The sequence below is a fragment of the Kribbella soli genome, assembly GCF_004331345.1.
Taxonomy (GTDB): domain Bacteria; phylum Actinomycetota; class Actinomycetes; order Propionibacteriales; family Kribbellaceae; genus Kribbella; species Kribbella soli.
Genome location: NZ_SJJZ01000001.1, coordinates 595550 through 616154, shown reverse-complemented (window position 1 = coordinate 616154; position 20605 = coordinate 595550). Strand labels below are relative to the sequence as shown.

The window sequence follows — 20605 nt, the reverse complement described above, 5'->3', positions numbered from 1 at the left end:
TTATGTGGGCGGTAGGCGGTAGACCGAGATGTGGGAGGGGGAGTCGGCGGTGAACTCGGTGTTGGTCCAGTCGGCGTGGCGGGATTCGAGGGTGAAGCCGGCCAGTTGGGCCATCAGGTCGAGTTCGGCGGGCCAGATGTAGCGGTGCGGGGAGCGGAAGAGTTGGGCCTCGGTGCCTTCGCCGAAGTGGAAGTGGTGGGAGACGACGTGCTGCTTCAGTACGTCGTACGTGTCCAGCAGGATGTAGCCGGGATCGGCGACGCCGACGGTGGCGGGGAGGCTGGGTGGGAGGCGGCGCAGTTCGGGGACCCAGAGCTCGATCACGAAGCGGCCGCCGGGGGAGAGGTGGCGGGCGGCGTTCCGGAAGCAGGCGACCTGCTCCTCCTGGGTCAGCAGGTTCGAGATCGTGTTGTAGACCAGGTAAACGAGGGTGAACTCACCCGGTACGCGCGCCGTCGCCATGTCGCCGGAGACGACCGGGATCGTCTCCGCGTCGGCCTTCGTCCGCAACTGTTCGAGCATCGCGTCCGACAGCTCGATCCCGCTCACCGGTACGCCGTACTCCGACAGCGGTACGGCGACCCGCCCGGTGCCGATCGCGAACTCGAGCGCGCGCCCACCGTCGGCGAGTCCGGCCAGCCGCTCGACCGTCGGCCCGAGCACGTCCGCCGAGAACATCCCGTCGCCAGGCGTGTCGTACCGCTGCGCGACGTCCGCGTTCCACAACCGGTTCTGCTCCGCGGCCTTCGACCACTGCATGACGTCCTCAGCTCCATCCTCGCCGGTCTTCGTGAACCCGAGGCGCTCGTACAGGCGGCGCGCGTTCGGGTTGTCCCGCTCGACGTTCAGCTTCAGCGGTACGCCGTACCGCGCGGCCTCGGACTGCAGCGCGGTGATGATCGCCGTACCGATGCCGCGATTCTGGATGTCCGGGTGGAGCTGGATCCCGTTCAACTCGACGGCTTCCGGCGTACGACTGACTCGCAGGCGCCCGGCGCGGCTACCGTCGACCTCGACGACGTACAGATCGGTAGCGGGATCCTCGATCGACTCCCGGCTCCAGGTCTCGAAACCGGCCAGCCAGGCGGGCTCGTCGAAGTCCGCGGCCAGCCGGCCCTGCGCGCGGGTGGCAGCCAGCGTCACCTCAGCCAGGAACACGACGTCCGCGACCGTAGCCAGTCGGATTCGGTACATACGAGGCAACTTACGCAGGCGATTGTCCGAGGGCGACGGATTATTCGGAGGTGAGTGGGGAGGAACCCTGCCCGGCGGGAAGCAATCCTCCCCACCGCCCAGCCCTCAGTTCCCCGGCTCCCGGGGCACCGCTCACGGACCAGTCACACGAACGGATATCCCCGCGCGTTGGGGGTTCTCCCCTCGCATGCCAGGGGAGAACCCCCAACACGAGGGGTTATCCGTTCGTGTGCGCGAGGTGCAGTTCCGGGCGCTGCTCGGTCGGAGGGCTGGCGCACGGCGTACGTCGACCTGCATTGCGTCGAGTCGTGGCGTTTGGTCGGCCACGGGAACGGCGAGTCGTGGGTCGAGGCTGCGTTTGGCCGCCGAAACCCACGACTCGATGAACCACCAGGGCCGGTTATTCGCCGGTCAGGCCGTCGGTGGATTCGCGGAGGAGGTCGAGGTGGCCGAGGTGGCGGGCGGTTTCCTCGATGATGTGGGCGAGCGCGTAGCGGAGCGTGAAGGTCAGGCCCTCCGCCGAGCGCGCCCGATCGTCGAGCGAGTTGGCCGCGACGATCTCCCGGGAGCGGGCGCATTCGGTGCGGTACGCCGTGAGGATCGAGTCGAGCGTGTCGCCGGGCTCGATCGGGAAGGAGCCGTGCGGATCCTCCTCCGTCCAGGGCCACGCGATGTCCTGTCCGGCGAAGTCGATCGCGAACCAGAACCGCTCGACCCCGGTCAGATGCTTGACGATTCCGCCCGGAGTGAGCGCGGACGGGTGGACCGGGCGGGCGAACGCCTGCTCGTCGGTCAGGCCGGTGGCTTTGAGTTCGACGGTTGCGCGGAGGAAGTCGAGCAGGCCGGTCAGCGTGCCGCGCTCGTCGGCGTCCTCGGCGGGCCGGATGCGGGCGATCTCGGGCATGCGACCACGGTACGGATGACAGACCTTTGTGAGAACTGTTGATCCGGTGCGGGCGGTGCGCATCAATAGAGGGGTGGAGAACTATCGAACTCCGGTACTGACGGCCTCGGTGCTGGCGCCTCCGGCGGTGTGTGCGCTGCTGACGCCGTTCCGGGCGCACTTCGACAACGCGAACGCGGCGTTGCTGCTGGTTGTGGTGATCGTGGCGGTGGCCGTGTTCGGGATCCGGCTCGCCGGGGTGATCGCGGCGGTGTCGAGCGCGGTGTGGTTCGACTTCTTCCTGACCGTGCCGTACGACAGCTTCACCATCAACAGCAGTAACGACGTCGAGCAGGCGGTGCTGTTGCTGGTGATCGGGATCGCGGTGACGCAGATCGCGATCTGGGGCCGGGAGCAACAAGCGAAGGCGTCCCGGCGCGCCGGGTACCTGGACGGGGTGATCACCACCTCGCAGGCGGTTGCGGCCGGCGGGTCGACCGACGACCTGATCGACCAGGTGCGCGCCGAGCTGACCGCCGTACTGGGGATCGACGGTGCGAAGTTCGTTGCCGGCAGCAAGCAGACCCAGGCGCCGCGGCTGAATCCGGACGGCTCCGTGACCCGCGGATCGCACGTCCTGAAGGTCGAACGCGACGGCCTGCCGACGAACGCCGAGATCGAACTCACCGTCCAGCACGCCGGCGAACCCCGCGGCCGCTTCCTCCTCACCGCCGCGAGCCGGATCGCCCGCCCCGACCTGGAACAACGCCTGGTAGCCGTAGCCCTCGCCGACCAGGTCGGCGCCGCCCTCGCCACCCAGGAACCCGCCCGCCCGCACATCTGAACCTTGTATTGAAGGCAAATACATCGGGAAGCGATGGATATTCGCCGATTTTCGGTGCGGAATGGTTGATGGATTCTCAGACGTTGTTAAGGGTGGGATCGTAGTATCTCGATACGGCCCCGGATGTGGGTCATCAGGAGGAAGAGATGCAGAGCAGTAACCCGGTGCTGAACCGGTCGAGTGCGTTCGCGCCTGGCCACGGCCAGGCCTATCCGGGGGCCGCTCCGTACGGTCAGCAGAGCCCACAGGGCTACGGCGGATCGGGTATGCCGCCGCAGCAGCAGTACCCGGGGGCTCCGGCCTCGAGCCGCCCCATGACGTTGGACGATGTGATCGTCAAGACCGCCATCACCCTGGGCGTGGTCGTGGCGGCTGCCGCGGTGGCCTGGTGGACGGTCCCGACGACTCTGGTCACGCCGGCGTTCCTCGCCGGCGCGCTGGTCGGGTTCGCGCTCGCCATGGTGCTGTCGTTCTCCCGCAAGGTGAACCCGGTGCTGCTGATGCTGTATGCCGTCGCCGAGGGCGTGTTCCTCGGGATCGGCAGCAAGTTCATCGCCGGCTGGGTCGGTGACTCCGCGATCATCGTGCAGGCCGTGCTGGCCACGATGGTGACGGCCGGCCTGACGCTGGCGACGTACAAGTACTTCGCGATCAAGGTGACGCCGAAGTTCACCAAGATGGTGATCATCGGTACGGCGGGCTTCGCGGGTGTGCTGCTGATCAACCTGGTCCTGAGCCTCGTCGGGATCAACACCGGCATCAGCGGTATGGGCCCGATGGGCCTGCTGTTCGCCGCGCTCGGCGCCGGCCTCGCGGTGTTCAACCTGATCCTCGACTTCGACATGATCGAGCAGGGTGTCCGCCAGGGCGCCCCGCAGAACGAGGCCTGGCGGGCCGCGTTCGGCCTGACCGTCACCCTGGTCTGGCTGTACTGGAACATCCTGCGGATCCTCGCCATCCTCCGCGGCGGCGACTGACAGCGGGTACCGAACAACGGAAGGGCCGGTCCAGGTGGGCCGGCCCTTCCGGCATTTCGGACGCAGGTCGTCCGGTTCCGGTTCTACGGTGGTTCCATGACCACTGCCTGGTACGACGCTCCCTCGCACGCCGCGGGCGCCGCGCTCGCCGAACGCCTCGCGCAGCACGGAATGCCGGATGCAGACGTCCGGTCCACCGGCGTACGGGTCCGGGCTGCTGACAACGCCCTGGTGGCAGCCGCGGCCCAGGAGCTCGGCCTGACCGCGAACCCGGCAGGCGTCCAGACCCTCGACGTCGTGATCGAGGCGTCCGATCCGGCCGCGGTGCAGCCATTCTGGGACGCCGTCCTGGGCTCGGATCCGCTGCGGAGGGACCCGACGTTCACGGTACGGCGTCTCGCGGAGCCGCGACCGCTGCGGAACCGGATCCACGTCGACGTGGTCCGGCCGTCGGCCGCTGTGACCGAGGCGCGCGAGGTGACGGGTCGGGAGCCGTCCGGGGCATTCGGCGTGATGCTGCCCGACGACGAGGGGAACGAGGTCGACCTGGTACCAGGGGACCCGCTGCCGGGGACGACCGACTGGCTGGCGCTGTTCGCCGCGATGACGTTCTACCCGACGTCCGCACCGGCGCAGCTGGCGACCACCGTGGCTGAACTGGCTGATGCCGCGGGCATTCCGCTGATGATCGACGTACGGGCGGAAGGCGTCGTGATCGACAGCGGGAAGGACCAGTGGGAGGACACCGACGGCGCGGACCCGAAGTTCATCGCGCTGGCGACGCAGGTCGAGGCCGCGGCGAAGGAGCTCGGGCTGCGAGCGGACCCGACGCGGTTGCGGTTCGTGCAGTTCGGGATCGACGCGCTCGACGTGGCGGCGGTCCGGGCGTTCTGGGCGGCGCTGCTGGGCTATGCGGAAGACGACCGGCCGTTTCTCTCGGACATCTACGACCCGCGGCGCTTGAACCCGGTGCTGTTCTTCCAGCAGCTGGAGGAGCCCCGGCGGCAGCGGAATCGGATCCACTTCGAGCTCGCTGTACCGGAGGATTCGGTGGCGCACAGGGTGCAGGCAGCGTTGTCAGCGGGTGGGCGGCTGCTGTCCGAGAAGCCTTACCTGGTTGCCGATCCGGAGGGCAACGAGGTGGTCATCAGAACGTGAAAGACCTGCCCCTCCACCTGAAAGGGCAGGTCTTCTAGTCGACTCCTTTGCGGCTCAGCCCATTCGCCGATGCGCCTTGACCAGGTCGAATTCGTGGACGATGGCGGTAGCGTGCCCGTGCGCGAGTGCGTACTCGCCGGCGAGCCATCTCACTCTGTCGTCGAAGCGCAGGAACGACGGTCCGTCGTTCATCAGCTGGAACCACTCGGTCATTGCGCGTCCGGTGCATCTGGGCACAGCCTCCACCAAACGCTGATGCGTCTCTTCGGAGTGGTTCAAGCCCATCTTCGCCTCCCGTTATCGGGGTATCGCGTCGTTATCGACTGTGCACCACATGGCCGCCCGGAGGCAAGACTCCCGACATGAAAGTCCCCGCTCAGCGGACGCACAAGCCAACAACTATTGACCGACGGGCACGGTGTCCGGGGTTTCCTCGGTGTGGTCCTCGACGCGGTCGACCTCGGCCTTGGGGTGCCGGCGCCGGTGTCGCAGCGCCGCCCATCGACCTCGCGGGCCGCGCTCTCGACCGCCGACCTCAGTGGCCGCGACCTCGGTGCCCGCCCGGCGAGCAGCCTGTACGGCGGCCTCCGCGATCGGCAGGATCGCTTCGCCGCGGAACAGCTCCGGGTGCACGAACGACTCGGTGCCGACGCCCATCGCGGCCGCCACCGACGGCAACAGTGCGGCCGACGCGGCGGCGTACCCGGTGGCCGACGGGTGGAAGTTGTCCCGGCCCCACATCGTCGGGTTGGTGCGGAACACCTCGCCGAGCAGCGTGCCCAACGACACGGAGCGGCCGCCTGCTTCGACGACTGCGATGGTCTGAGCGGCGGCCAGCCGGTGGCTCCAGGACCGGGCGACCTGCCGCAGCGGCGGCATGATCGTCCGGACCACGCCCAGGTCGGGGCAGGTACCCACCACCACCTCACAGTTCGCGGCGCGCAACCGGCGGACGGCGGTGGCCAGCAATCTGACCGAGGTCGACGGGGGCATCTTGGCCTTCACGTCGTTGACGCCGATCAGGATGACGGCCACGTGCGGACCGTCCTGCAGGGCGGCGTCCACCTGAGCCGCCAGGTCCGTCGACTTCGCCCCGGTCCTGGACACGTCGACCAGCCGGACGGGACGTTCGGCGAGGTCGGTCAGACCGGAGGCGAGAATCACCCCGGGTGTCTCGTCCGGCGACTCGGTGCCGTACCCCGCGGCACTGGAGTCGCCCAGCATGGCGAAGGTGATCGGATGTCCTGGATACCGGCCGTACAGGCCGTCGCCTGAAGTGGGGTAGAACCTCGCCGGTCCGATCACGCGCTTCGCATACTCGGCCTCAGCGGTCAGTACGCCATACAACGTGGCACCGATGAGTCCGAGTCCCCCGCCCCCGTAGGCTGCGGCCTGGGCCAGCTTCTTGGCTGCCCTGGCTCTACTCATGGGTACAAGGATTACACGCTGTTACGCCGACGCAAGTGAAAATAGGGGAAAGACGCGCGCATCACTACAGTGAAGAACGTGCGCTACGCAGAATCACTCCTGGACCTGGTCGGCAACACCCCGCTGGTGCGGCTGACGAAAACGACAGACGGCGCGAAGCCGCTGGTGCTCGCCAAGGTCGAGTACTTCAACCCGGGCGGCTCGGTGAAGGACCGGATCGCGGTCCGGATGATCGAGGCCGCGGAGGCCTCCGGCGAGCTCAAGCCCGGCGGCACGATCGTCGAGCCGACCTCCGGCAACACCGGTGTCGGGCTCGCGATGGTCGCCCAGCAGAAGGGCTACAAGTGCGTCTTCGTCTGCCCGGACAAGGTCAGCGAGGACAAGCGCAACGTGCTCAAGGCGTACGGCGCCGACGTCGTGGTCTGCCCGACCGCGGTCGCCCCTGAGCACCCGGACTCGTACTACAACGTCTCCGACCGTCTCGTCCGCGAGATCGAGGGCGCCTGGAAGCCGAACCAGTACGCGAACCAGAACAACCCGCGCTCGCACTACGAGACCACCGGCCCGGAGCTCTGGGAGCAGACCGACGGCAAGATCACGCACTTCGTCGCGGGCGTCGGCACCGGCGGCACGATCACCGGCACCGGCAAGTACCTCAAGGAGGTCTCCGGCGGGAAGGTGCAGATCGTCGGCGCCGACCCCGAGGGCTCGGTGTACTCCGGCGGCACCGGCCGGCCGTACCTGGTCGAGGGTGTCGGCGAGGACTTCTGGCCGGAGACGTACGACCGGAACATCTGCGACCGGATCATCGAGGTGTCGGACGCGGACTCGTTCGCGCTCACCCGTCGGCTCGCCCGCGAGGAGGCGATGCTGGTCGGCGGCTCGGCCGGGATGGCCGCCGCGGCCGCGATCCGGCTGGCGCACGAGGTGGATGACCCCGAAGCCGTCATCGTCGTCCTGCTGCCGGACGGCGGCCGCGGTTACCTGACCAAGGTGTTCAACGACGACTGGCTGGCGCAGTACGGCTTCCTCGCGCACACCAAGCAGGGCACGACGCTCGGTGACGTGCTGGCCGGCAAGGACGGCAGCCTGCCGCCGCTGGTGCACACCCACCCGCACGAGACGATCGCCGAGGCGGTCGCGATCCTCCGCGAGTACGGCGTCTCGCAGATGCCGGTCGTCCGTGCGGAGCCGCCGGTGATGGCGGCCGAGGTGGCCGGCGCGGTGTCGGAGCGGACGTTGATGGACGCCCTGTACTCCGGCAAGGCGCGGCTGGCCGACATGGTCGAGCAGCACATGGACGCGGCGCTCCCGTCGCTGGGCGCGGGCGAACCGGTCACGAAGGCGGTCGAGCTGCTCGAGGGTAGGGACGCCCTGATGGTGCTGGACGACGGCAAGCCGGTGGGCGTACTGACCCGGCAGGACCTACTGGTCCACTTGTCCGCCGACTGACCTTATCGGTCTACAACTGATGGGATGATGGCGATCAGCGCCGTGATCACGATGCCGATCACGATGACTGCCGCTCCGGCGATCTGAAGGATTTCCATGTCTCAAGAGTCCTTCAGCGGTGCCCGCGAAACATCGGCCTCCGGATCGGTCTTTCCTTCATCCCAAGGTCGTACGCCGGGCCGCCCGGACTCCTACTGAAGGAGTCCGGGTCATCCCCTAGTGGACTACTGCGAAGTCCGTTGGATCGAGCCGCCGGGTGCGGCGCCAGTACGACATCGTCCACTCCGGCCAGATCGTGGAGTTACGCCCGGCCGCGTCCAGGTACCAGCTGGTGCAGCCCGACTGCCAGACGGTGGAGCCGAGTTCGCCCTGGACGGTATCGACGAACCGCTCCTGGACCTCCTCGCGGACCTCGACGTACGACGCGTTGCGCCGCCGGAGCAGGTGCAGGGCCTGCATCACGTACCGGACCTGGGCCTCGATCATGAACACCATCGAGGAGTGGCCGAGGAGCGTGTTCGGGCCGACCAGCAGGAACAGGTTCGGGTACCCGGAGACCGTGATGCCGAGGTGCGCGCCGATCCCGTTGCGCTTCCAGTGGTCGGCGAGGTCGACACCGTCCTTGCCGAGGATCGGCATCCGGGTCAGGTTCGCCGAGACGTCGAAGCCGGTGCCGAGCACGATCGTGTCGCAGGCCCGTTCGGTGCCGTCGGCGGTGACCACGCCGTTCGGGGTGACCCGCGTGATCGGCGTGGTGACGACGTCGACGTTCGGCCGGGCGAGCGCGGGGTAGTAGTCGTTGGAGATCAGGATCCGCTTGCAGCCGATCTGGTAGTCCGGGGTCAGTTTCGTCCGTAGCTCAGGGTCGGTGACCTGCTTGTGCAGGTGCCGTTTCGCCTGTATTTCCAGGCCTTTCATCAACTTGGGGTTCCCCGCGAAACCTGCGCCACGACCCTCGAGACCCCAGTAGATGACGTTGCGGATAGCCCGCTGGCCGGCCGGGAACCGTGCGTGCAGCCCGCGTTCCCAGCGGCCGATCGCCCGGTCCGGTTTCGGCGTGACCCACGGTGGCGTCCGCTGGTACACGTCCAGCTGGGCGACCTGCGGAGCGATCTGCGGCACGAACTGGATCGCCGATGCGCCGGTCCCGATCACCGCGACGTTCCGGCCGCGCAGGTCCACCGAGTGATCCCAGACGGCCGAGTGGAACGTCGTACCGGCGAACGAGTCGAGGCCCGGGAGGTCCGGCAGCTTGGGCCGGTGCAGGCTGCCGACGCCGGCCACCAGGGACTGGGTCTCGATCGTCTCGTCGCCGTTGACCGTGACGGTCCAGCGGCCGGTCGCCTCGTCGAAGACGGCTTCGGTGGCCTCGGCGCCGTACCGGATCTTGTCCGCGATCCCGTACTTGTCCGCGCAGTGCCGCAGGTACGCGAGGATCTCGTCCCAGGGCGCGAACATCCGCGTCCAGCGCGGGTTCTGCTCGAACGAGAACGAGTACAGGTACGACGGGATGTCGCAGGCGCAGCCGGGATACGTGTTGTCCCGCCAGGTGCCGCCGAGGTCGTCCGCCTTCTCGAGGATGACGAAGTCCTCACACCCGGCCTGCTGCAGTTTGATTCCCATGCACAGCCCGGCGAACCCGGACCCGATGATGACGACCTCAGCCATACCGCCTGAGGTTACCGGCGGGTCACTGAAGCCGGTAGAGGGTCTCGCCGGCGTTCGGTACGACGAAGGTCTCCGGATCGGACTCGTACGCGGCCAGGTCGACCGTCGCCGGGTCGAGGTAGTCGAGGTTGGCCCGGCGGACGACGTCCTCGGGGATGCCGGTGGCGAGCGTGACCCGGACGCGGAGGTGCTCGCCGTTCGCCGGGTCCCAGGTGCCCGCACCGCGCAGGTGCGTGGAGTGCGCGAGGACGCCCCAGTGCAGGTCGCGGAACTTGTCCCATTGGCCGACGAAGTAGTCGCGGCAGTGGTAGCCGATCTCCTCGATCTCGGGGTGCATCGCGGCCAGCTGGGTGACGTGCGGCGCGTAGAGGATCACCTCGCCGCCGTCCGCGACGATCGGCTCGACCTTGTAGAAGCCCTTGGCCGCGGTCCAGATGTCGGCGTACTTCGGCGGCATCACCGAGACGACCCGCCGGACGGGATGCTCCAGGTAGCGGACGTGGGTCTGCGCGGAGATCTCGGCGGCCGCCCGCCAGGACGAGATCGTGTCACCGAACGCGACCGCGTGCAGCGCGTCGGTCCCGGACTGGGCGACCACCGACAGGGCAAGCTTCTCGGCCGGGATGAGCGCGGCGGCCTCGTCGATCAGGGCGCGGACCGGGGTGAGGCCCGGCGTACCGATGATGTTCGCGCTGGTGATCAGGGCGCCGAGCCAGTGCGAGAAGTCGATGACCTCCTGCCCGGCGACACCCGGGAAGAAGTACTTGTTGCCGCCGGAGAAACCGACCACCTCGTGCGGGAAGACCGGCCCGACGACCAGGGCCACGTCGTGCTCGACGACGGCGCGGTTGAGCCGGACCGGGACCTCGTCGCGGAGCATCTCGTCCGAGATCTCCCCGACCCGGTCGGGGCCGATCGTGCCGAGGTCGGCGAACGTGTCGGGTTTCCACCACTCGTGGTTGATCACGTTCGGGTAGTCACCGCCCAGGTGCTCGCGGAGCTGGTCCGGCGTCATCTCCGCATGCGTGCCCAGGGCAACCAGGATCGTGACCTGGCTGTCCTTCAGGGCCTCCGTGACCGCCTTCAGGAGCAAGGGAAGCGGGCAGCTGCGGGTGGCGTCCGGGACGATCACGCAGACGCTGCGGCCCTCCAGACCCGCGCCGGCCAGGACACCGCCGACGAACGCCGTCACCTCGTCCTCGGTCAGGACCTGACCCGCACCACCGATCACCGCCGCATCAGTCACACTTCGAACCCTACCGACGTACGGCGGGTGAGCCCAGATCGTCTCGGGGCGTGATCGCGCGAAAGCCCTTGGTGGACAGCCGTTCGTGTGATCGCGCGGTAATCGGCCGGGCGTTGACCGCGGGCGGGGTGCGATGGACGATCGGTGAATCGCCTGGGGGAGTGAGCAAGGGGGAGATCCACCATGTCCGAAGTCACCGAACAGCTGCGGCCACCGGGTTTCGGGGGACTGTTGCTGCGCGACACCGACGCGGCGTACGACGAGGCGCGCACGGTCTTCAACGGGATGATCGACAAGCGTCCCGCGATGATCGCCCAGTGCGAATCGGTGGGTGACGTCCAGGCGGCGCTGCGCTACGGCGCTGATCGGGAGCTGGAGATCGCGGTCCGCGGCGGCGGGCACGGGGTGGCCGGGACCGCGGTCACCGACGGCGGCCTGGTCGTCGATCTGCGGCGGATGAACAGCGTTCAGGTCGATCCGTTCGCCCGGATCGCGCGGGTCGGCGGCGGCGCGACCTGGGGTGACCTCGATCGGGCCTGCCAGAAGTACCTGCTGGCGACGACCGGCGGGCGGGCGTCGACGACCGGGATCGCGGGCCTGACGCTCGGCGGCGGATCGGGCTGGCTGGAACGGAAGTTCGGGCTCGCCTGTGACGCGCTGATCTCGGTGGAGCTCGTCACCGCGGACGGGCGGCTGCTGATCGCGGACGAGACGAAGAACAGCGAGCTGTTCTGGGCGCTGCACGGGGGCGGCGGGAACTTCGGGGTCGCGACGGCGCTGACGTTCCATCTCCAGCAGTTGCCCACGACAACGTTGGCGTTGCTGATGTGGCCGGCGTCGGCGGGTCCGACGGTACTGCGCGCCTACCGGGACCTGATCGACTCGGGCGCGCCCGAGGAGCTCGGTGGCGGCGTGATCTATCTGACCGGGCCGCCGGAGGAGTTCGTGCCCGATCACCTCCAGGGGCAGCTGATCGTGGGTGCGGCGGCGGTGTACGCCGGCAGTGAGGCGGAGATGCGTGACGTGTTCGCGCCGCTGTTCGCGCTGGAGCCGGAGGCCGAGTTGGTCGCCGAGATGCCGTACGCCGACATCCAGTCGGCGCTCGACGATCCGCCGGGATTCCGGAACTACTGGTCCGCGGAACATCTGGCGTCGTTCCCCGATCCCGCGGTCGAGGCGTTCGCCGGCCGCGCGGCGGACATGATCTCGCCGTCACCGTCGCAACAGGCGATCGTGCCGTGGGGTGGCGCCGTACAGCGGGGTGCGGACAAGTGGCCGCAGCCGCATCGCCAGGCGGCGTGGGTGGTGCACCCGTTCGGGTTGTGGTCCGATCCGGCCGACGATGCGCGCGGCATCCGGTGGGCGCGGGATGTGTGCTCGGACCTGGCCGAGTGGGCGACCGGGTACGTGTACCTGAACTTCATCGGCAACGAAGGACAGAACCGGGTGATCGCGGGGTTCGGCGAGGAGAACTACCAGCGGCTGGCGCGGGTGAAGTGCCAGTACGACCCGGAGAACGTCTTCCACCTGAACCAGAACATCGAGCCCAGCTGGCCCTGCTGATCAGGTGTCCGCACCGGCGATGGACAGAACCGCGTCGGGAGCGGATGCTCGGGCACATGGACGGCAGGACAGTTCTGATCACCGGCGGTACGTCGGGGATCGGCAAAGCGACCGCGCTGGGCCTGGCGTCGATGGGCGCACGGGTGCTGATCACCGGCCGCGACACCAGGCGCACCGAGGACACGGCGCGGGAGATCCGTGCGGCCGGTGGGACCGTCGAGGTGTTCGTCGCTGATCTGTCCGTGCAGTCGGAGGTCCGTCGACTGGCCGGGGAGGTGCTCCGGCGGGAGCCGCGGATCGACGTACTGATCAACAACGTCGGCGGCTACTGGAACAGCAAGCATGTGACCGCGGATGGTCTCGAGCACACCTTTGCCGTCAACCACCTCGCGCCGTTCCTGCTCACCTATCTGCTGCTCGAGCGGCTCGAACAAGGCGCCGCGGCTCGTGTCGTCACGGTCGCGTCCAACGCGCACACGCTCGGGCGCATCGACTTCGACGACCTCCAGGGCACCCGGTCGTACTCCGGCTCCCGCGCGTACAACCAGTCCAAGCTCGCCAACGTTCTGTTCACCTACGAGCTGGCCAGAAGGTTGCACGCCACGGCGATCACCGCCAACGCCTTACATCCGGGTTTGGTGAGTACGGCGTTCGGAGCCGATGACCCGGGCCGGGTGCAGCGGGTGTTCGTGCCGCTGCTGCGCCCGTTCATGAAGTCCCCGGCCGGGGGTGCCGCCACGTCGATCCACCTGGCTTCCGCAGCCGGCCTCGATCGGACGACCGGTCAGTACTTCGCCAACGGCAAGCCGGCGCGATCGTCTCAGCGCAGCCACGACGAAGCGGTGGCGGCGCGCCTTTGGGCGGTCAGCGCCGAGCTGGTCGGACTGTTCATTCCGTAACCAGGCCGGCAGGGCGTCCGGCGCGCGACCATTGCGCGGCGGCGATCACGGCGTACCCGATCGCGCCGAGCGGGACCGCCCAGAAGCGGAAGAACGGGAGCTGGCCCGAGACGGCGGTCGCGGCGAAGACGATGCCGAAGGTCCCGAGGCCCGCGACCGTGCCGCGGCGGCGGGACTCGAGCTCGCTGCTCGGGAGCGGGCCCATGTGCCGGTCGAGCATCGTGCCGAACGCGCTCAGACCGACGAGTGCGGTGAGGATGAACACGATCGCGCCGGGGAGTCCGCCGAACACGATCGCGAACGCGTTCAGGAACGTGACGAACGCGAACGCGACGCCCATGTCCAGGGCCCCGAACGTCAGGTGCGACCGCCGCCGGCGCTTGAGGTCGTCGCCGGTCCTGATCGGGCCGGGCTCGCCGGTCAGTCGTCGTACGGTCAGGATCAGGCCGGTCGTGATCAGGATCAGCAGCAGTACGCCGACGATGGACAGGACCACCGAGCGGGTGGTCGACATGTACTGGCGGACCTCGTCGCCGGACACGCAGCTCGCCGACGGCGGGAACCAGCTGGTGCGCGCGACCGCATCGACCGCGCCGACCTTGCGCCCGCAATCCTCACCCGGGGCGTACCAGCCGGGCATCGACAACGTGACGACCGTCGTCCACACCATCCCGCCGATCAAACCCAGCCCCAGTAGGGATCCCGCCCTCCGCCGCACCCAGTCCACAGCCCTACCCTCTCATCCGTGGACTCCTACCTCGCCCAGCTCCGCCGCGACGTCGGTTCCCGGCTGCTGTTGCTGCCCGGAGCTCAGGTTCTCGCGATGGATGCGGACGATCGCATCCTGTTCCAGAGAAGTCGCGACTCCGGTCTGTGGGAGCTCCCTGCGGGCGGAGCAGAACCAGGCGACAGCTTCCGACGTACGGCGGCCCGCGAGTTCTCCGAGGAGACCGGGCTGGTCGTCGCGGAGGAGGACCTGATCCCGTTCGCGAGCGTGTCGCGCGCCGACATACACACGCTGACCTACCCGAACGGCGATGTCGTCCAGTGCTTCGCCCTCTGCTTCGAAACCCGCCGCTGGACCGGCACCCTCAACCCAGGCGAGGACGAAGTACTGGAAGCTGCCTTCTTCGTGACGCCACCAACTCCACTCCATCCACCGACGGAGCTGGTCCTACGCCTACACAGCGCCTACCGGCAGACGGGCCTCTTCCAGGCCTGCTAGGTCAGGTGGCGTACTGCTTCGCCTGGGCGCGGAGAAAGTCGGTGGGGGAACGAGGGACGATGCCTCGGGCGCGGAGCGGTTCGTCGGTCCAGGTCGCGTCGTGCAGGGATTGTAGAAGGCCGCCTCCCACGACCGAGGCCAGGCCGTCCTGGGTTCTGCCGAGCAGGCGGATCGCGAGGCGCGCAGCGGGAGTCGGCATCCGCGTGACCTTGATCCGGCGGTGCAGGAGTTCCTCCGCGACAGCGATTGCCTCGTTGCGGCTCAACGCCTCGGGGCCGCCGAACTCGATCAGCGCGGGCGGCTCGGGCTCGGTGGCCACCGCCGCGACGAGTGCGGCGGCGTCGTCCGTGCCGACCCAGCGCACCTTGGCGTCGCCCTTGCCGATCACCGAAACCTTGCCCCGAGCAAGGTCGAAGCGTCCGACCGGGCCGAGATGAATCTCCTGGAACGCGTCCGGCCGGACGATCACCTGCGCGAGCTTCGCCTGCCGGAGCCGCTCCTCGACGGCGACCTTGGCCCGTTCGAGCGGCGTCCCGAGACCTGCGTCGACCCCGGCGTACGAGACGTACACGAACCGCCGTACGCCGGCCTCCTCGGCGGCGTCGACCAGTGACAGCATCCCCGCTTCGTCGACCGCGCGGATCGAGGGTCCGGGCAGGCGGGCCAGCCGTCGTCCGATCGCGGTAGCGGACGCGACCACCGTCTCCACGCCGCGGCACGCTGCGCGCAAACTCGCGGGATCCGTCAGATCGCCGCGGACCACGGCCGCGTCGGTCATCTGCGTGCCGGTGCGCGACAGACACCGAACGTCACTCCGCCGGGCGGTCAGCAAGCGAACCACGCGCCCACCCAGATCCCCGGTCCCGCCGACTACCAGCAGCATCGCACCCACCCCCACCCCTGACGGTGCTCCTCGCCTTCGGTCGGCGCAAGACCGCTGCCGCTGGATCGGCCTCGAAAAGGCCGAGCGGTGCCGGGTCCCGGATGAGATATTGCCGGGGTGCGTGCAACGAATGTCGTCACCGAACCCGAGCTCGTCGATGGGCTGCGGCAGCTTGGGCTGGGGCGGGCGTCCGAGGTGATTGTGCACTCGTCGCTGAGTTCGTTCGGGTACGTCGACGGTGGCGCGGAGGCGGTTTGCTCGGCGCTGACCGAGGTGTGCGGGACTGTACTGATGCCCGCCGGCACCTGGGATCTCACCGGTATCCCGGCACCACCAGGACTGGTTCGGCCGGACAACGACTACTGGAACGCGGAAGACTGGCCGGACTTCGACACTCGGTTGTCGCAGGCAACCAGTTTCCGTGCCGAGCTCCCGATCGACCGCTGGCTCGGAACGATTCCGGAAACTTTCCGCCTGACCTGCTCGCCGTTCCGCACCGAGCATCCGCTGTTTTCCTACCAGGCCGTTGGCCCCGCGGCCGAACGCCTGCTGGAAGCCCAGCGCCCCGACTGGCCGCTCGGCCCGATCGAGGCCATCGACGGCGACGTCCTGCTGCTCGGCGTCACCCACACCTCGAACACCACGATCCACCTCGCCGAGCAACACCTGGGCCGCTCGCGCTTCTACCGCTACGCGAAATCCGCCGACGGTCTGTGGGTCGAGCTCCCGAACATCCCCGGCGCAAGCCACCGCTTCGACACCATCGAGCCGGTACTGCGCTCTGCGACCAAGGAAATCCAGATCGGAAACGCCCGCGTCCGGCGAATCCCCAAGCAGGCAGTACTAGCAGCGACCCGTCAGCTCGTCGAAGCCGATCCCGCCGCCCTCCTGTGCACCGACGACCCAACCTGCCGCTGCGCAGCCGCTCTGCAACAACGTTTGGCTGCCCTCGCCGAGTAGGGCATGCTCGGCCGGGTGACCCACGTCAGAACTGCTGATGAACTGGCCGACGTCGACGATCCGGCCTGGGCCGTGCTGCAGGAGGCGCTTGCGGAGGCGGCCCGCCCCGCCACGGTACTGCCCGTCGATCCGGCGGCAGGGCGAGATGTCCTCTTCCGCCTGCAGGTCACCGCGCGGTCGATGCTCGGTGCGCTCGCGGTGAACTGCGGCGGCCTGGTGATCGACGACGGCTGGCTGCGCATTCTCGGCGGCGGTGGCTCCGGTCTTCCCGATCTCGCGACCGCCAACAACCTCGACGACCCGGAGCAGGTTGCCGTGCCACCGCCGTACCTCACTGTTGCCTACGACGTGCTCGGCGGACGCTTCGCCGTCGACGGCGGTGGGCTGGGCATCCAGCCCGGTCAGGTCTGCTACTGGGCGCCGGACACCCTCGACTGGGACGGCCTCGGCGTCGGGCACACCGACTTCGTCCTCTGGTCGCTCACCGAAGGCCCGACGCAGTTCTACGCCGGCCTCCGCTGGCCGACCTGGGCCGAAGAGACCCGCGCAATCCCTTTGTCCCAAGGGATTGCCATCTACCCGCCGCTGTTCTCCGCCGAGTCCCATCCGCTCGAGGACACCTCGCGCAGACCTGTTCCCTTCGAGGAACTCCTCAGCCTGGAATGACGTCGATGAGGACCTTGCCGACGATGGCGTCCTCTACGGCGGCGTGAGCGTCCGCAGCCTGGTCGAGCGGGTAGTGGTGCAGCGGGAGGCCGGCATCCGGGCCGATGCGGACGGCACCGGCCTCGACCGCGGCCGAGACGTCGGCCAGGCCGCGCGGGCGCCAGGACTCCGGCGCCGTGTAGAGCAGGACGAACTGCCAGCGGGCGTTCGGCACCATCGACGCGCGCACCGGAAGTTCCATCGTCGCGCCGCCGTCGGTCGCGTAGACCGACACCGAGCCGTGGGGCGCGATCACCGCGGCGTCGATGGCCGCGTTCGCCGCCGGCGACACCTCGACGATCGTGTGGACGCCGTGGGGTGCGATCGCGCGGACCTCAGCGACCACGTCCTGCTGCTTGTAGTCGATGACGTGGTCGGCGCCCGCGAGCGCGGCCAGATTGCCCTTCTCCGGACTGCTCACGGTGGTGATCACGGTCGCGTCGGACCACCGGGCCAGCTGGATCGCCGCGTTGCCGACCGCTCCGGCGCCGCCGGCCACCAGCACGGTGCGGCCGGCGAGCTTGCCTGGACCGAGGCGATCAGGGCCGTCCTCGGTCACGGTCAGGCATCGATGAGCGGTCAGGAACGGTACGCCGAGCGCGGCGCCGAGATCGTACGACGCGTCGTCGGGCAGCGGCACCACATGGCGGACCGGGACCACGGCGTACTCCTGCGCCGTACCTCCCGAAGGCCGTTGGTACGCGGCCTCCCAGAGCCAGACCCGGCGACCGGTGAGGGCCGCGTCGACGCCCTGGCCGACAGCGTCGACGACACCGGATCCGTCCTGGTTCGGCACCTGCGCCGGGTGCACCGGCGTACCGGCCTCGCTGCCGCGGCGCGACTTCCAGTCGGTCGGATTGACCCCCGACCGGTGGATCCGCACCCGCACTTCTCCCGGACCGACCTCGGTCAGCGGCCTGTCCACGAGGGCCAGGACATCGGGCTCACCGGTCACGGAGTACTGGATGGCGCGCACGTCATCGACGCTACCTCAGTTGCTTGGTGAACATCAGCGTCGCGCTGTCGTCGTTGCGGATCGTCTCCATCGGCGGCACCTGTCGACCGTCGTAGATCAGCCCGCGGCCGTCGGGGAGGTAGCCGCGCCGGACGTACATCCGCTGCGCCTGGCCGTAGTCCGGGTAGAGCCCGACCCCGATCCCCACGATCGGGGAGCGTTCCGCCACGAGGGCCTCGGCCGCGTCCATCAACGCGCTCCCGATCCCGCGCCGCCGGAACTTCGGCAGCACATTGAAGTCCTGGACCTCCGGAATCCCGTCGAACGGCTCGTACGGCGACACCCAGCGCACCGTGACGTAACCGGCGAACTCGCCGTCGACCGTGGCGATCAGGACGTCACGCGTCCCGGCCTCCTGCTCGCCCAGGTACCGCCGGTACTGGCTCTCCGGCTTGTTCCACCCGATCGCGTCGAACGCCGCCGCCAGCACCGGCGGATCCTCGACTCGCAACGGCCGGATCTCCAACGCGTCGTCCATCCGCGCAGCGTAGCCGCGCCACCACCGCAGGTCGCCCGAATTTCCGGACGACCTGCGGCGGGTGTCACCGGGTGGCGCTCTCACCTCGCGTCACGGAGTCGGGTCCACGTAACTGCCTCCGAGGATGTCGGTGTTGCCAAAGGTCGCCGGGCAGGCGACGAGGACGTTCGGCGGTGCGCCGGGGGTCGTGGTGTAGAGCGACGCCCGGTAGGTGTTGATCGCCGTGCAGACGCCCGCGTTGAGGGTGTCGTTCCAGACCGCGACGGCGCGGTCGTTCGTCGCGGCGGCGTACACGTAGTCGCCGAGGAACTCCGAGATCAGCGCGTTCGCGCTGCTGCCACGTGGGTCACCGCCCGGCGCTCGTTCGAGCGTGGTCCAGCCGGACGGTACGCCGCCCGCCACGTTCGCGTGCCGGACCTCGCCGACCAGGCCGCGCGGGTCCGTCGTGTTGCCGCTGTACGGCGTCGTGAACGAGTTGTGCACGATGTACAGATCGGTGCCGTCCGGGGACACCGCGGGCGCGGTGTAGACCGGGCGGTCGCCGGTGGTCAGGGCGAGCGGAACGGGCGCGACCCAGGACGTGCCACCCCTCGGCGACCAGGTCAGCATCAGTTGCTCGTGGTTCAGGCCCGCCCCGCCGTCCGACCAGGTCATGAAGATCTCGTCGGTCGCGCCGGCACCGGTTGGCCGGCCGTTCGCGATGTCGACGTTCGGTCCGCCGGCCAGGTCGACCCGCGCGCCGGCGATACCGTCCATGACCGGGCGACCCTCGACCGGGTCGAACACACCGGGCTTGACCACCGGAGCGACCGCGGTCGGGCCGGTCCAGTGCGCGCCGCCGTCGGTCGACTTGTACATCAACTGGAGGTTCGTACCGCGGCGGGCACCGACCCCGAAGACGTAGACGTTGCCGGTGCTGTCCGTGCGTACGACGCAACCGTCGGGCTGCTGGTTGATGCCGTTGTTCGTGGCTGGGCCGACCTGGCTCGTGATCCAGCTACGGCCGCCGTCGGCCGATCGCGCCACGGTCAGTGGTACCGGAAGGGCCTGCCCGTGGCTGTTGCTGCGGAAACTCGCCCAGCAGGTGTACACCCGGCCGAAGAACCGGCTGCTGGACGCGTTGTCGGCGTAGATCTGCTCCTTGTCGGAGAAGGTCGTCGACGACTGCTTCGAGATGATGGTCGGCGCGGTCCAGGCCGATGCGTCGCCGGCCGCCGCAGCGTGGACGTCGTCGGTGGTCGACACCGCGATCGCCTCGAAACCACGGAACGTCTCCAGTCGCCGGTTTGCGGAGAAGTTCGACGTCAGGTTGGCGTAGTACAGCCGGGAGCCGTTGTCCCACGAGAACGTGCCGTCCGGGCCGGGCCGCGGCCCGAAGGCGACGGCCGGATCACCGTCGGAGACCAGCCCGGCCTCGAAGTAGCGAGGCAGCGTGCCGATCGGGCCCACCTGCGGTGTGCACGCCGCAGGGCCCAGGCAGTTCCGGGCGCTCCAGCCGGTGTACGTCGGCTGGGTCCAGCTCTGGCCGCTGTCGAAGGAGAAGTACACCCCGGAGACACCGACACCGTCGGTGAACGGACACGTGCTCGGGGCACCTGCCGCGCACGACTCCATGTCGATCTCTTCGTTCGCCCCCGCGACCATCACCGCCGGATCGTGCGCGTCGATCGCGACGGCGGGCTCGTTCTGCTTGTTCTGCGAGAACGGCGTCGGTGGGCTGCCTACCGTCACCTGCGTGGCCGGTGCGGCATAGGCAGCGACGGCGGCTCCGCACAAGGCAGCTGCGAACGCAGCGACGGAAGCGATGACGAGGCGTGGTCTGCCCATGATCCCTCCCCGGGACGTCCATCGGTCCGGGACCGTTCCCGGCCCGTCTGGACGTCTCCGACCTAGCATCCGAGCCGGTGCCGCACAACACCTCGCAACAGGTCATGACGGCTTGCGTACCGTCGTACGCAAGCCGTCACGGATTCGCTGAAGGTCACCTGGTGGCGCGGATCGCGGTCTTGACGACCTTGGTGATCGAG

The 20605-nt window shown here is 68.9% G+C and carries 20 protein-coding genes; 9 read left to right on the top strand and 11 right to left on the bottom strand.

Annotated elements, in window-relative coordinates:
* Together E0H45_RS42790 and E0H45_RS03070 are read right to left on the bottom strand one after the other, a co-directional pair.
* Positions 1-1194 carry a GNAT family N-acetyltransferase gene (locus tag E0H45_RS42790; protein WP_131334737.1) on the bottom strand — a complete coding sequence of 398 codons (1194 nt, stop codon included), beginning with the start codon at positions 1192-1194 and terminating at the stop codon, positions 1-3.
* 400 nt (positions 1195-1594) lie between these two features.
* Complete coding sequence (locus tag E0H45_RS03070) at positions 1595-2098, bottom strand: DinB family protein (RefSeq protein ID WP_131334736.1); 504 nt, start codon at positions 2096-2098, stop codon at positions 1595-1597.
* A 73-nt stretch (positions 2099-2171) separates the two neighbouring features.
* Here E0H45_RS03070 and E0H45_RS03065 point away from each other — a divergent pair, with 73 nt between their 5' ends.
* From E0H45_RS03065 to E0H45_RS03055, 3 genes are all read left to right on the top strand, one after another.
* Positions 2172-2921, top strand: a complete 750-nt coding sequence (locus tag E0H45_RS03065) for a DUF4118 domain-containing protein (RefSeq protein ID WP_131334735.1) — start codon at positions 2172-2174, stop codon at positions 2919-2921.
* Between the two features lie 146 nt (positions 2922-3067).
* Entirely contained in the window at positions 3068-3898 is an 831-nt protein-coding gene (locus E0H45_RS03060; RefSeq protein ID WP_131334734.1) for a Bax inhibitor-1/YccA family protein, read from the top strand.
* Positions 3899-3994: 96 nt separating this feature from the next.
* Positions 3995-5056, top strand: a complete 1062-nt coding sequence (locus E0H45_RS03055; protein ID WP_131334733.1) for a VOC family protein — start codon at positions 3995-3997, stop codon at positions 5054-5056.
* A 54-nt stretch (positions 5057-5110) separates the two neighbouring features.
* On the opposite strand, the gene E0H45_RS03050 is transcribed toward E0H45_RS03055, so the two are convergent.
* Complete coding sequence (locus E0H45_RS03050) at positions 5111-5341, bottom strand: DUF4287 domain-containing protein (RefSeq protein WP_130384213.1); 231 nt, start codon at positions 5339-5341, stop codon at positions 5111-5113.
* Between the two features lie 114 nt (positions 5342-5455).
* The gene (locus E0H45_RS03045; RefSeq protein ID WP_131334732.1) at positions 5456-6484 is read right to left on the bottom strand and encodes an SGNH/GDSL hydrolase family protein; all 1029 of its coding nucleotides are present in this window, start codon (positions 6482-6484) and stop codon (positions 5456-5458) included.
* A gap of 78 nt (positions 6485-6562) precedes the next feature.
* Between E0H45_RS03045 and E0H45_RS03040 the strand changes: the two genes are divergently transcribed.
* The gene (locus tag E0H45_RS03040; protein WP_131334731.1) at positions 6563-7936 is read left to right on the top strand and encodes a cystathionine beta-synthase; all 1374 of its coding nucleotides are present in this window, start codon (positions 6563-6565) and stop codon (positions 7934-7936) included.
* Positions 7937-8152: 216 nt separating this feature from the next.
* On the opposite strand, the gene E0H45_RS03035 is transcribed toward E0H45_RS03040, so the two are convergent.
* Both E0H45_RS03035 and E0H45_RS03030 read right to left on the bottom strand, forming a co-directional pair.
* A complete protein-coding gene (locus tag E0H45_RS03035) occupies positions 8153-9604 on the bottom strand; it encodes a flavin-containing monooxygenase (RefSeq protein ID WP_131334730.1) in 1452 nt (483 codons plus the stop codon).
* A 22-nt stretch (positions 9605-9626) separates the two neighbouring features.
* The gene (locus E0H45_RS03030) at positions 9627-10850 is read right to left on the bottom strand and encodes a lactate racemase domain-containing protein (RefSeq protein WP_131334729.1); all 1224 of its coding nucleotides are present in this window, start codon (positions 10848-10850) and stop codon (positions 9627-9629) included.
* A gap of 183 nt (positions 10851-11033) precedes the next feature.
* Between E0H45_RS03030 and E0H45_RS03025 the strand changes: the two genes are divergently transcribed.
* Both E0H45_RS03025 and E0H45_RS03020 read left to right on the top strand, forming a co-directional pair.
* Complete coding sequence (locus tag E0H45_RS03025; RefSeq protein ID WP_131334728.1) at positions 11034-12413, top strand: FAD-binding oxidoreductase; 1380 nt, start codon at positions 11034-11036, stop codon at positions 12411-12413.
* Positions 12414-12469: 56 nt separating this feature from the next.
* The gene (locus tag E0H45_RS03020; RefSeq protein ID WP_131334727.1) at positions 12470-13312 is read left to right on the top strand and encodes an SDR family oxidoreductase; all 843 of its coding nucleotides are present in this window, start codon (positions 12470-12472) and stop codon (positions 13310-13312) included.
* Here E0H45_RS03020 and E0H45_RS03015 read toward each other — a convergent pair.
* On the bottom strand, positions 13302-13982 hold the full coding sequence (locus E0H45_RS03015) for a hypothetical protein (RefSeq protein WP_131334726.1): 681 nt from the start codon (positions 13980-13982) through the stop codon (positions 13302-13304). The genes E0H45_RS03020 and E0H45_RS03015 overlap by 11 nt on opposite strands.
* 75 nt (positions 13983-14057) lie before the next feature.
* Between E0H45_RS03015 and E0H45_RS03010 the strand changes: the two genes are divergently transcribed.
* Entirely contained in the window at positions 14058-14537 is a 480-nt protein-coding gene (locus E0H45_RS03010; protein WP_238154771.1) for an NUDIX domain-containing protein, read from the top strand.
* Between the two features lies 1 nt (position 14538).
* On the opposite strand, the gene E0H45_RS03005 is transcribed toward E0H45_RS03010, so the two are convergent.
* A complete protein-coding gene (locus E0H45_RS03005; RefSeq protein ID WP_131334725.1) occupies positions 14539-15420 on the bottom strand; it encodes an SDR family oxidoreductase in 882 nt (293 codons plus the stop codon).
* A 117-nt stretch (positions 15421-15537) separates the two neighbouring features.
* On the opposite strand from E0H45_RS03005, the gene E0H45_RS03000 reads away from it, so the two are divergent.
* The gene (locus E0H45_RS03000; RefSeq protein ID WP_131334724.1) at positions 15538-16380 is read left to right on the top strand and encodes an AAC(3) family N-acetyltransferase; all 843 of its coding nucleotides are present in this window, start codon (positions 15538-15540) and stop codon (positions 16378-16380) included.
* 15 nt (positions 16381-16395) lie between these two features.
* A complete protein-coding gene (locus E0H45_RS02995) occupies positions 16396-17046 on the top strand; it encodes a DUF2625 family protein (RefSeq protein ID WP_202872176.1) in 651 nt (216 codons plus the stop codon).
* Here E0H45_RS02995 and E0H45_RS02990 read toward each other — a convergent pair.
* The 3 genes from E0H45_RS02990 to E0H45_RS02980 form a co-directional block, all read right to left on the bottom strand.
* On the bottom strand, positions 17033-18061 hold the full coding sequence (locus E0H45_RS02990) for an NADPH:quinone reductase (RefSeq protein ID WP_131334722.1): 1029 nt from the start codon (positions 18059-18061) through the stop codon (positions 17033-17035). The genes E0H45_RS02995 and E0H45_RS02990 overlap by 14 nt on opposite strands.
* Positions 18062-18071: 10 nt before the next feature.
* A complete protein-coding gene (locus tag E0H45_RS02985; protein ID WP_131334721.1) occupies positions 18072-18578 on the bottom strand; it encodes a GNAT family N-acetyltransferase in 507 nt (168 codons plus the stop codon).
* Positions 18579-18668: 90 nt separating this feature from the next.
* A complete protein-coding gene (locus E0H45_RS02980; RefSeq protein WP_131334720.1) occupies positions 18669-20405 on the bottom strand; it encodes a sialidase family protein in 1737 nt (578 codons plus the stop codon).
* Positions 20406-20605: the final 200 nt, after the last annotated feature.